9 protein-coding genes are annotated in these 11,851 nt (G+C 71.8%); 3 read left to right on the top strand and 6 right to left on the bottom strand.

Annotation, left to right across the window (positions count from 1 at the left end):
• Nucleotides 1-246 precede the first annotated feature (246 nt).
• Genes ACLZOT_RS32445 through glyA form a run of 5 tightly spaced genes read right to left on the bottom strand, consistent with a single transcriptional unit; the run spans nucleotide 247 to nucleotide 6,416 of the window.
• On the bottom strand, nucleotides 247-846 hold the full coding sequence (locus ACLZOT_RS32445; protein ID WP_416972692.1) for a sarcosine oxidase subunit gamma: 600 nt from the start codon (nucleotides 844-846) through the stop codon (nucleotides 247-249).
• Entirely contained in the window at nucleotides 839-3,625 is a 2,787-nt protein-coding gene (locus ACLZOT_RS32440; RefSeq protein WP_416972691.1) for a sarcosine oxidase subunit alpha family protein, read from the bottom strand. Before ACLZOT_RS32440 ends, ACLZOT_RS32445 begins: the two co-directional genes overlap by 8 nt.
• The gene (locus ACLZOT_RS32435) at nucleotides 3,622-3,903 is read right to left on the bottom strand and encodes a sarcosine oxidase subunit delta (RefSeq protein WP_416972690.1); all 282 of its coding nucleotides are present in this window, start codon (nucleotides 3,901-3,903) and stop codon (nucleotides 3,622-3,624) included. The genes ACLZOT_RS32440 and ACLZOT_RS32435 overlap by 4 nt, the downstream gene beginning before the upstream one ends.
• Nucleotides 3,904-3,912: 9 nt before the next feature.
• Nucleotides 3,913-5,133: a sarcosine oxidase subunit beta family protein gene (locus tag ACLZOT_RS32430; protein WP_416972689.1), complete on the bottom strand. Its 1,221-nt coding sequence runs from the start codon at nucleotides 5,131-5,133 to the stop codon at nucleotides 3,913-3,915.
• A 23-nt stretch (nucleotides 5,134-5,156) separates the two neighbouring features.
• Nucleotides 5,157-6,416: a serine hydroxymethyltransferase gene (gene glyA, locus ACLZOT_RS32425; protein ID WP_416972688.1), complete on the bottom strand. Its 1,260-nt coding sequence runs from the start codon at nucleotides 6,414-6,416 to the stop codon at nucleotides 5,157-5,159.
• Nucleotides 6,417-6,511: 95 nt separating this feature from the next.
• Here glyA and ACLZOT_RS32420 point away from each other — a divergent pair, with 95 nt between their 5' ends.
• Entirely contained in the window at nucleotides 6,512-7,159 is a 648-nt protein-coding gene (locus ACLZOT_RS32420) for a GntR family transcriptional regulator (protein ID WP_416972687.1), read from the top strand.
• 19 nt (nucleotides 7,160-7,178) lie between these two features.
• On the opposite strand, the gene ACLZOT_RS32415 is transcribed toward ACLZOT_RS32420, so the two are convergent.
• Nucleotides 7,179-8,873: a helix-turn-helix domain-containing protein gene (locus tag ACLZOT_RS32415; RefSeq protein ID WP_416972686.1), complete on the bottom strand. Its 1,695-nt coding sequence runs from the start codon at nucleotides 8,871-8,873 to the stop codon at nucleotides 7,179-7,181.
• 224 nt (nucleotides 8,874-9,097) lie between these two features.
• Here ACLZOT_RS32415 and ACLZOT_RS32410 point away from each other — a divergent pair, with 224 nt between their 5' ends.
• Both ACLZOT_RS32410 and ACLZOT_RS32405 read left to right on the top strand, forming a co-directional pair.
• On the top strand, nucleotides 9,098-10,477 hold the full coding sequence (locus ACLZOT_RS32410; protein WP_416972685.1) for an MFS transporter: 1,380 nt from the start codon (nucleotides 9,098-9,100) through the stop codon (nucleotides 10,475-10,477).
• Nucleotides 10,474-11,844, top strand: a complete 1,371-nt coding sequence (locus ACLZOT_RS32405; RefSeq protein ID WP_416972684.1) for an NAD(P)/FAD-dependent oxidoreductase — start codon at nucleotides 10,474-10,476, stop codon at nucleotides 11,842-11,844. The genes ACLZOT_RS32410 and ACLZOT_RS32405 overlap by 4 nt, the downstream gene beginning before the upstream one ends.
• The last annotated feature ends 7 nt before the right edge of the window (nucleotides 11,845-11,851 follow it).

Below are 11,851 nucleotides of genomic sequence, written 5' to 3'. Positions count from 1 at the left end.
GGCGCACCTCGCACGAGCCGCAGAGCGGCACCCCGGCCCCGCACCGACCCCGCCCTCGCACGACCCCGGCCTCGAACCGCGCCCGGCGCGAGACCGGACTCCGCCCCGAACCAAGCCCGCCGCGAGACCGGACTCCGCCCCGAACCAAGCCCGGCGCGCGGCCGGACCTCGCCCCGATCCAAGCCCGGCGCTGACCGGCCCCGCCCCGATCCAAGCCCGGCCCGGAACCAGGCCCGTCCAGCCCGCTCAAGCCACCTCCGGCCCCCCGAACTCCCCCATCGCGTCGATCAGCCACCGCCCCAGATAGTCCGCGAACGACGCACGCGGGAACAGCCGGTACGTCGGCGCGTCGTCGGTCTGCCACAGCAGGACCGGCACCGGCCCGACCGTCGTGGACACCGCCCGGCCGGAGCCGAAGGCACGAGGGTGGAGGTCGACAGGACACCCCTTCTCCAGCACGGCCCGAGCGCTGGGGCCGGTGAGTTCGAGGGTGGTCCGGTTGGCGGAGAGGTCGACGACCGAGCCGGCGTCGGCACCGAGGGACGCCTTCAACTCGGCGGTGAGGTCGGCCGGTTCGGCGCTGGAGACGACGAGCCACTCGTCGGGCCCGGACCACGTGACCGTATGGGCGCCGGAGGCCGTGGTCCGGCCGCACTCCTGGGGCAGGGCCGCGCCGAGCGTCTTCTCGATGCGCGCCGCCGCCTCCGAGGCCGGGTGCACGCGGACGTTCACCATGGTGAGGAACGGGAGTTCGGTCAGCGAGACGCCTCGCGGTCCGGTCACCGTCGCGGCGGACAGGGCGTCCTTGAGGTGGGCCAGGGGGCTCACCGCGAGTCGTTCAGCCATCTCGGCGGGTCCCTTCGGGGTCGTAGAGGACGAAGTCGGTGACCTCGACGGGGATCAGCTCCTCGCCGACGGGGGCGAGGAGGGTCTCGCCGTGCCGGTCCCGGCCGCCGGCCACCAGCGCGAGGGCGAAGGGGCGGCCGAGTGCCTGGCTGTGGTAGCTGGAGGTGACGTGGCCGAGCATGGGGACGGGGATCGTGTCCAAGTCGGTGTCGGGGGCGACGAGTTGGGTGCCTTCGGGGAGCCGGGTCGTCCGGTCCGCCGGGAGCAGTCCGACGAGGTGCTTGCGGTCGGCGCGGACCGTGTCGGGCCGGGAGTAGGAGCGCTTCCCGACGAAGTCCTTCTGCTTGGACACCACCCACGCCATCCCCGCGTCCTGCGGGGTGACCGTCCCGTCGGTGTCCTGCCCGACGATGATGTACCCCTTCTCGGCGCGCAGGACGTGCATGGTCTCGGTGCCGTAGGGGGTGATCCCGTACGGCTGCCCGGCGGCGTGGACCTGCTCCCAGACCGAACGGCCGTACCACGCCGAGACGCTGATCTCGTAGGCGAGTTCACCGGAGAAGGAGATACGGCAGATCCTGGCCGGGATCCCGGAGGCGAGGGTGGTCTCGCGGAACGCCATGAAGGGGAACGCCTCGGCGGACAGGTCGACGTCCGGCGCCAACTGACCGACGACGTCACGGGACTTGGGGCCGACGACGGCGATGGTCGCCCACTGTTCGGTCACCGACGTGCAGTACACGTCGAGTTCGGGCCACTCCGTCTGGAGCCAGTCCTCCAGCCAGTCGAGGACTCCGGCGGCGCCCCCGGTCGTGGTGGTCATGAAGTACCGCTCGTCGTCGAGGCGCAGGGTCACCCCGTCGTCGAAGATCATGCCGTCCGGCTTGCACATCACGCCGTAACGGGCGTTGCCGGGCTTCAGTTTCTTGAACGCGTTGGTGTAGATCCGGTTGAGGAACTCCCCCGCGTCGGCGCCCCGGATCTCGATCTTCCCGAGGGTCGAGGCGTCCATGAACCCGACACCCTCGCGGGCGGCCCGGCACTCGCGGGCGACGGCGGCGTCCATGTCCTCCCCGTCCAGCGGGTAGTACCGGGGCCGCTTCCACTGCCCGACGTCCTCGAACACGGCCCCGTGCTCGACATGCCAGTGGTGCACGGACGTCATCCGCTCGGGGTCGAACAATTCCCCCCGCTCACGCCCCGCGAGAGCCGCGAAGGCGACCGGCGTGTACGGCGCCCGGTAGGCGGTCGTCCCGATCTCCCCCGGCTCACCGCCGAGCACCGACGCGATCACCCCGATCGCGTTGACCCCGGACGTCTTGCCCTGGTCGCCCGCGGTCCCGAGCGAGGTGTACCGCTTGACGTGTTCAACTCCCCGCATCCCGGCGCCCGTTGACCGCAGCACATCGGCGACGGACACGTCCCGCTGGAGGTCGACGAAGTGGTCGTCGTAGGACTCGGCGGGCACGGTCCACAACGCCCTTACAGGAGCAACTGATTGACGGGACGTCACCGATGGCACCGGCACCGCGAACCCCGCCTCGACAGCGGCCACCGCCCCGGCCCGCGCCCCCTCCGCGACACAGTCGTCCGTGTCGTACGTCCCCCGGGCCGCCCCCACGATCTGCTGCCCCCGCACCACCCCGTCCGGCACGAACGCGGCCAACTCCTCGTCCCAGCGCACCTTTCCCTGCCGCTGGCTGTGCAGATGGACAACGGGACTCCAGCCCCCGGAGACGGCGAGCAGATCACACCCCAGCTCGGTGAACGACGACCCGTCGAGTTCCTGGACGGTGACCCCGGTCAACCGCCTGTCCCCGGACGCTGATACGACCGCGCTCCCGGTCAACACCCCGACCCCGTCCACCGATCGCGCCGACACCTCCGCCCGCGCGTCCACGACCGCCACGACCTCGACCCCCGCGGCCCGCAACGCGTCCACGGTGTCGTACGCACTGTCGTTGGTCGTGCTCACCACGGCCCGCGAACCCGGCGTCACCGCATACCGGTCGACGTACGTCCGCACAGCCCCGGCGAGCATCACGCCGGGCCGGTCGTTCCCGGCGAACACCAGCGGACGTTCGTGCGCGCCGGTCGCCAGCACGACCTGCCGGGCCCGTATGTGCCACAGGCGTTGCCGTGAGACGCCCTTCAACGAGAGGTTCTCGGTGCGCCGTTGGAGCGCGAGGACGTAGTTGTCGTCGTAGGCCCCGAAGGCGGTCGTCCGCTGGAGTACGAGGGTCTCGGGCGCGGCGTCGAGGCGCGCGCGCAACTCCGTGACCCACTCGGAGCGGTCGAGGAGGGAGCCGCCCAACTCCGGCTGGTCGTCGATGAGAAGGACACGGGCGCCGGATTCGCCGGCCGCGACCGCTGCGGCGAGCCCGGCCGGACCCCCGCCGACGACCAGGACGTCCGTGTGGACGTACTTCTTGTCGTAGGCGGCCGGGTCGACACCAAGGTCGAGGCGGCCTTTGCCGGAGAGGGTGCGGGCGGAGAGACCGTCGTACAGCTCGATCGTGGTGGCCGGGAGCATGCCCTCCGAGTACGAACCGTCCAGCTGTACCAGGGCGTTGGGTTCTTCGACGCCTGCCGAGACGATGCCTCGGGGGCGGCCCCGGTAGAGGGAGGGGGCGACCTCGATGACGCCGTTCGCGAGCATCGCGGAGGCGAGGGTGTCGCCGGGGTGGCCGGTCAGCTCCCGTCCGTCGAGGGTGAAGTGGAGGACGGTGTCGCGGTCGACGCGGCCGCCGTTCGGGAGCCGGAAGGGCTGGTCGGTCATCGGGTTCCTTCCGGGCGGGGCTCGTCGAGGCGGTAGACGGCGAGGACCTGGTGGCTGGCGGTGTCGCGCAGGACGTTGAACCAGCGGCGGCAGCCGGTGCTGTGCACCCAGCGCTCGGCGAAGGGGCCCTTGGGGTTGTCGCGGTAGAAGACGTACTCGGCCCACTGCTCGTCGGTCAGGTCGCCGGGGCTGTCCGGGTAGGGGACGTGGGCCTGGCCGCCGTAGTGGTACTCGGTCTCGTCGCGCGGGCCGCAGTAGGGGCAGTCGATCAGCAGCACGGTGCCTCCTCAGTGGGCCACGGCGGCGGCGCCGTGTTCGTCGATCAGGGCGCCCGTGGTGAACCGGTCGAGCGCGAACGGGGCGTTGAGGGCGTGGGGTTCGCCGGTGGCGATGGTGTGGGCGAAGGTCCAGCCGGCCGCCGGGGTGGCCTTGAAACCGCCGGTTCCCCAGCCGCAGTTGACGTACAGGTTCTCGACCGGGGTGGTGCCGAGGATCGGGGAGGCGTCCGGGGTGACGTCGACGATGCCGCCCCAGGTGCGCAGGACGTGCGCGCGGGCGAAGACGGGGAACAGCTCGACGGCGGCGGCCATTTGGTGCTCGATGACGTGGAACGAGCCGCGCTGCCCGTACCCGTTGTAGGAGTCGACGCCCGCGCCCATCACCAGCTCGCCCTTGTGGGCCTGCGACACGTACACGTGGACGTGGTTCGACATGACCACCGTCGGGTGGACCTCCTCGTGCAGCTCGGAGACGAGCGCCTGGAGGGGGTGGGACTGAACCGGCAGGCGGACACCGGCGAGTTCCGCGAGGACGCTGCTGTGCCCGGCCGCCGCGAGCCCGACGCGTCCGGCGAGGATGCGGCCCCGGTTCGTCTCGACGCCCACCACGCGGTCGCCGTCCTTGACGAAGCCGGTGACCTCGCAGCCCTGGATCAGGTCGACGCCGTGCTCGTCGGCGCTGCGGGCCAACGCCCAGGCCACGTGGTCGTGTTTGGCGATCCCGGCGCGGGGCTGGAAGGTCGCGCCGAGCACCGGATAGCGGGTGTTCGAGGAGACGTTGACGATCGGGCAGACCTCGGCGACCTCGTCCGGCTCCAGCCATTCGGCGTCAACTCCGTTGAGCCGGTTGGCGTTCACCCGCCGGACGCCCTCGCGGACGTCCTGGAGGGTGTGCGCGAGGTTGAGGACGCCGCGCTGGCTGAACAGGAAGTCGTAGTCCAGCTCCTCGGGGAGGCGCTCCCACAGTTTGAGGGCGTGCTCGTAGATCGCCGCGCTCTCGTCCCACAGGTAGTTGGAGCGGATGATCGTCGTGTTGCGGGCCATGTTGCCGCCCGCGAGCCAGCCCTTCTCCAGGACGGCGACGTTCGTGATGCCGTGGTTGACGGCGAGGTAGTGAGCGGTGGCCAGACCGTGCCCGCCGCCGCCGACGATGACGACGTCGTACGAGCGTTTCGGATCGGGGTTGCGCCAGAGGAAGTCGGGGTGCTCGGGGAGGGGGGCTTCGGTCATGCCGGTTTCTCCGTACAGGTCGGTCAGGCGAGGTCGGCGTACAGGGGGAAGGCGTTCGCCAACTTCGTTACCCGGTCCCGGAGTTCGCCTTCGGGAACCTCGCCCTTGAGCGTCTCGGCGACGATGTCGGCGACCTCCCGGAACTCCGGCCGCCCGAACCCGCGCGTGGCCAGCGCCGGCGTCCCGATCCGCAGCCCGGACGACACCATCGGCGGACGCGGGTCGAAGGGAACGGCGTTGCGGTTGACGGTGATCCCGACCCGGTGGAGCCGGTCCTCGGCCTGCTTGCCGTCCAGCTGCGAGTTCCGCAGGTCGACCAGGACGAGGTGGACCTCGGTCCCCCCGGTCAGGACGGTGATCCCGGCCTCGGCGACGTCGTCGGACAGCAGCCGCCCGGCGAGCACCCGCGCCCCCTCCAGCGTCCGGCGCTGCCGGTCCTTGAAGTCCTCGCTCGCGGCCACCTTGAACGCAACCGCCTTCGCCGCGATGACGTGTTCGAGCGGACCGCCCTGCTGGCCGGGGAAGACCGCCGAGTCGATCTTCTTCGCGAGAGCGGCCCGCGTGAGGATCACCCCGCCGCGCGGCCCGCCGAGGGTCTTGTGCGTGGTCGTCGTGACGACGTCCGCGTACGGCACGGGATTCGGGTGCAGCCCCGCCGCGACGAGCCCCGCGAAGTGCGCCATGTCGACCAGCAGATACGCGTCGACCGCGTCCGCGATCCGCCGGAACTCCGCGAAGTCGAGCTGGCGCGGATACGCCGACCAGCCCGCGACGATCAGCTTCGGCCGGTGCTCCAGGGCGAGCCGCTCGACCTCCTCCATGTCGATCCTGAGGTCGGACTCGCGGACGTGGTAGGGGACGACGTCGTACAGCTTGCCCGAGTAGTTGAGGCGCATGCCGTGCGTGAGGTGGCCGCCGTGCGCGAGGTCGAGGCCGAGGATCGTGTCGCCGGGCTTGAGCAGGGCGAACATCGCCGCCGCGTTGGCCTGGGCGCCCGAGTGGGGCTGGACGTTGGCGTGTTCGGCGCCGAACAGGTCCTTGACCCGGTCGATCGCCAACTGCTCTATGACGTCGGTGTGTTCGCAGCCGCCGTAGTAGCGGCGGCCGGGGTAGCCCTCGGCGTACTTGTTGGTGAGCACCGAGCCCTGGGCCTCCAGGACGGCGGCGGGGGCGAAGTTCTCGGAGGCGATCATCTCCAGCGTCGACTGCTGGCGGTGCAGTTCGGCCGCGACGGCCGCGGACACGTCCGGGTCGAGTGCGGCGAGCGGGAGGGACAGGGTCATCTGTTCACCATCCTGGGAACCGGCTGATACGCGACTGATATATCAAGCTGTGCGGTAACGTATGGGAGCTCACCGCACGCGTCAAGGGGGCGTCCATGCAGCAGACCGAGGAGCTGTCCCTCGCCGAACAGGCGTACCGCGCCGTACGCGACCAGCTCGTCCTGCTCGCGATCCGGCCCGGCGCACCCATCAACGAGGAGCAGGTCGCGCAGTCCCTCGGCGTCGGGCGGACCCCGCTGCGTGAGGCGCTCAAGCGGCTCCAGTACGAGCGGCTCATCACGACCTACCCCCGGCGCGGGACGTTCGCCACCGACGTCAACATCACCGACCTCGCGCATGTCTCCGAGGTCCGCCAGGAGCTGGAGCCGCTGGCCGCCGCCCAGGCCGCACGCCGGGCCACCGCCGCCGACCGGGCCGCCCTCACCGACCTGCGGGGCGAGCTGGAGAACGCGGACATCCGCCGCCAGGGGGCGACCGAGCTGCTCCGCCTCGACCTGCGGGTGCACCGCGCCGTCTACGCCGCCACGGGCAACCCGTACCTGGAGGACACCCTCGTCCGGTACGACAACCTCGCGACCCGCATCTGGTGCCTGTTCATCGACCGGCTCCCGGACATGGCGGGCCACGTCGGGGAGCACGGCCCGCTGATCGAGGCGATCGTCGCCGGGGAGCCGGGCCGCGCGCAGGAGCTGGCGCGTCGGCATGTGGAGGGGTTCGAGAAGGCGGTCCGGGCGGTGATCTGAGCCGGACACGTACGCGCGCTCACGCACCCCCCGGCCGCATCCGCGGCCTCCCCGCCAGCGTCGTCCACAAATACGGCGCCACGTCGTCCTCCGGCAGTTCCGCGATCATGTACCGCACACAGCGCTCGATCTTCACCCGCCACAGCCGCGCCGCCTCGTTCCCGTCGGCCGCGTGCAGGGCCTCGTGGACGGCGGTGTCCTCGCTCGCGATCGTGTCGCACGCCTGCCCGTAGTTCATGTCGAGGATCGTGACGAAGACCCGCAGCCGGGCGGTGAGGCGCTCGAAGGTGCCGGCCGCCTGCGGCAGGTCGGCGGTCCGGGCCAGGGCGTCCTGGTAGCGGAGGTCGACCTCGCGGATGCGCAGGTGATCGTTGTCGCGAGCCGCCGCGCGGACCTCCGCGAGCACGGCGGCCGCCGGCGCGAGGTTCGCCCGGCCCAGCATCGCGACCCGGCGCAGCAGCAGCGCGCCGAGGCTCGCGCGCAGGGCGTACAGGTCGAGTACGTCCTTGGCGGTGATGACCGGGATCCTCGTACCGCCGCCGGGCAGCGGATCGAGCATGCCCTCCTCGACCAGTGACCGCAGGCCCGCGCGGACGACCCGGCGGGAGACCCCGAGCTTCGTCGCGAGCGGCGCTTCCCTCACGCGTTCGCCGGAGCGGGGGCCGCCCGCGAGGACGGCGTCGCGCAGGGCGTCCACGAGGGTGTTGACCGGCATCGCCGGGTGCTCGGGTGCACGCTGCTCCGGTACTTTCGAGTCACTGTCAGGGCCGCAGATGAACGGGGTCGCGTACGAGGGCAGCGGGGCGACGACCTGCGCGAAGGCGGGCGCGTCCGGCGTCCAGGCGCCGGCCCAGGCGAGGAGCGCGTCCCGCAGGCGGGGCGGGGCGGGCGCCGCTTCGCGGGGGAGCCGGGCGGTGACCAGCAGGCGCTGGGCTTCGCCGGTCCAGGCTTCGAGGGTGGGGGCGTGGTGCCAGCCGGGGGTGCCGCGGTGGGCGGCGGGGACGCCGTACGCGAGGAAGTGGACGGCCGTCCCGGCGGTGACCGTGGCCCTGGTCCGGGCGACGAAGGCGTCCAGGGCATCGCCGTGACCCCCTCCCGCCCCACCCCGCAGCGCCGCGAACGCGCACGCCACCCCCACCACCCGCCCCGCCTCCCCGTCGTCCCCCAGCAGCCGTGTCGCCGCCGTGGTCCCGGCCCCCTTCCGGCTCGTCACCGCCAGCACGCACACCGGCGGTGCCACGAACAGCCCGATCGGCTCGTCCGCGCGGGCCGGCAGGGACCACGTACGCCGCGCCCCCGGCCCCGAACTCAGGTGGTACGTACGCCAGATGCGGCTCACCGTGCTCTGGCTTAGCCCGGTCTCCGCGGCCATCGAGCGGGTGGACCAGCCGCGCCCCGGCGCGGGCGTCAGACCACGGACGAGCACCCGCGCCACGGCGTCCTCGTCGGCGGCGGGAGGACGCCCGGGGCGGGGGCGTTCGTCGAGCCCGGCGAGCCGCAGCGCGAGGAACCGGGAACGCCAGGTCGCGACCATGTCCCGGGAGACACCGAGGAGTTGGGCGACCCCCACCACCGTGGTCCCCGTCTCGCACGCGAGGACGATCCGCGCCCGCAGCGCCCGCGCCTGCGCGGTCGTACGGCTCCGGGCCCACGTACGCAGGACGGCGCGCTCCTCGTCGGTGAGGACCACGGTGTCGCGCGGGCGGCCGGACATGCGGGAAACGTAGCCGAACTTCTGACTCGGCGACACCCTCGTACCCGTCCCGGTGCCGGAGGCATTGTTGGCCCGCCCCCGCCTTCACATACTTCGTTGCCATCCGGTGGCCACGCCGCCGGCGTCCCCAGGAAACCGTGAGTCCGCCGGGCCCCAGGTGCCCACTCCCCCACCCCACTCCCCGCTCCCGCCTGCCCGAAAGGCAGGCCGCTCCGGAGGCTTCGATGACCGTGAACGCAGGGAACAGACTGGACGACGCGCCCCTGTCGCGCTTCCACAAGAAACTGGCGCTGTACTCCTCCGGAGGACCGTTCCTCGACGGGTACGTCCTGAGCATCATCGGCGTCGCGATGGTGCAGATCTCCCCGCAGCTCGACCTGTCGGACTCGACGCAGGGCCTGATCGGCGCGTCCGCGCTGATCGGCGTGTTCCTGGGCGCGTTCGCCGGCGGCTGGCTGACGGACCGGTTCGGCCGGCAGGTCCTGTACACGATCGACCTGGCCGCGATCATCGTCTGCTCGGTCGCCCAGTTCTGGGCGGACGACGCGGTGTGGCTGTTCGTGCTGCGGCTGCTGATCGGGATGGCGGTCGGCGCGGACTACCCGATCGCGACGTCGCTGCTCGCCGAGTTCACCCCGAGCCGCTACCGGGGCCCGCTGCTGGGCGGGCTGGTCGCCATGTGGTTCGTCGGCGCGGCGGTCGCCTACATCGTCGGGGAGATCCTGCTGCACCAGCTCGGCGACGACGCCTGGCGGTGGATGCTGTCCAGCGCCGCGCTGCCGGCCACGGTGATCGTGCTGCTGCGGCTCGGTACGCCGGAGTCGCCGCGCTGGCTGGCGAGCAAGGGCCGTACGGCGGAGGCGGAAGCCGTCCTGAAGCAGGTCTACGGCCCGGAGGCGACGATCGCGGACCTGGCGGAGGAAGAGGAGCGCGAGAACGTCGACCTGAAGGCGATCCTGCGGTCCGGGTACGGCGGCCGGATGCTGTACATCTCGGTCTTCTGGACGTGTTCGGTGATCCCGCTGTTCGCGATCTACGCCTTCGGCCCGAGGATCCTCGACGCGCTGCGCCTGGAGGACGGCCTCGCGAACGTCGGCGAGGCGATGATCACGGTGATGTTCCTGATCGGCTGTGTGATCGCCCTGTTCGGGGTGAACCGCATGGGCCGGCGGACGCTGGTGATCCACAGCTTCCTGTGGTCGGGCCTCGCGCTGCTGCTCCTCGGCCTGTTCCCGGACGCCCCGTCCGGCGTGATCATGACGCTGTTCGCGCTGTACGCCGTCATCATCGGCGGCACCCAGATCCTCCAGTGGATCTACCCGAACGAACTGTTCCCGACCGAGGTGCGGGGTTCCGCCGTCGGGCTCGCCTCCTCGGCCAGCCGGATCGGCGCGGCGACCGGCACCTATCTCGTCCCGATGGCCCTGACCGGCTGGGGTGTCGGCGGCACGATGCTCGCCGCCGCCGCGATCAGCCTGATCGGCGCCGCCGTCTCCGTCCTGTGGGCGCCGGAGACGCGTGGCATGACCCTGCACCAGGCGGCCACGCTGACGCCCCCGGCCACCACCACCCCCGTCGAGACCGTCGCTGGAGGAGCCCGATGAAGGACGTCGTGATCGTGGGCGGCGGGATCGCCGGGCTCGCGGCGGGCTGGCGGCTGCGGCACTGGGACACGCTGCTGCTGGAGTCGGAGCACCGGGTCGGCGGCCGGGTCCGCTCGGAGCGGCGCGGGCCGTACTGGATGAACTGGGGCGGGCACGTCTACGCGGGCGGGAACTCGGCGACGTCGTGGCTGCTCAACAGCACCGGCGTCGAGTCGGTCCCCGTCCCCGGCTCGCTGGCCGGTCTGTCGATGAACGGCAAGCTGCTGCTGAAGGGCCGGGTGGAGAGCTACCCGTTCCGCGTCCCGATGCCGATGGCCGCGCGGGTCGGCATGGTCAGGGCGGGCGCCAAGGTCGCGCTGCACGTGGCCCGGTACGCCCGGACCGTGCAGCGGCGGCGCGGCGAGACCGCCGCCCAACACCAGCAGCGGATCTACGACTTCATGAACGACCGCTCCTTCCAGGACTTCATCGGCGACCTCCCCGAGGACGCGGAGGCCCTGTTCAAGCCGACGGTGACGCGCTCCTCCGCCGACATGGACCAGCTCTCGGCGGGTTCCGGCGTCGGCTACTTCAGCCTGGTGTGGAACATCGGCGGCGGCCTCTCGCGCTCCATCCTGGGCGGCCCGTCGACCCTCACCCAGAACATCGCCGCGGCCCTCGGCGACAAGGTCCGACTGGGCGCGTCCGTCGACGAGATCGTCCACAAGAACGACTCCGTCCTCGTCCGCTACCGGCAGGACGGCGTGGAGCGCGAGGTGGAGGCCCGGTACGTCGTCCTCGCGACGCCCGCGACGGTCAGCCACCGCATCGCCGTCGACCTCGACCCGGACGTACGCGAAGCACTCTCGAAGATCGTGTACGGGCCGTACGTCAGCGCCGCGTTCCTGTCCGACGAGACGGGGCGTCAGGTGTGGGACGACGCGTACGGGATCGCGACGCCGAAGCGGTCGTTCAACGTGGCGCTGAACATGTCGAACGTCGTGCACGGGTACGCGGCCGAGCGGCGCCCCGGCAGCAGCATCATGACGTTCTCGCCGGGGGCTCTGGCTCGGGAGCTGCTGGAGCACGACGACGACAAGATCCGGCGGATCTACCTGGACGACCTCGACCAGGTGCTGCCGGGGTTCGCGGACCATGTCGTCGAGGCGGAGATCCAGCGGTGGCCGACGGGTTCGCCGTACTGCTTCCCCGGGCGCGGGAAGCTCCAGCCGGCGCTGACGCGGCGCGGCGGGCGGGTGTTCCTCGCCGGGGACTACCTCGGCACGTTCTACACGGAGACCGCGATCGGTACGGGTCTTTCGGCGGCGCAGGAGGTGCGCAGCCTGCTGGCGAGCGACCGGCAGATCAGCGACCGGCACGCGGCCTGAATCCAGC

It is taken from the genome of Streptomyces sp. 4F14 (assembly GCF_048159485.1).
GTDB lineage: Bacteria > Actinomycetota > Actinomycetes > Streptomycetales > Streptomycetaceae > Streptomyces.
This window is presented reverse-complemented; position numbering and strand designations above follow the sequence as displayed.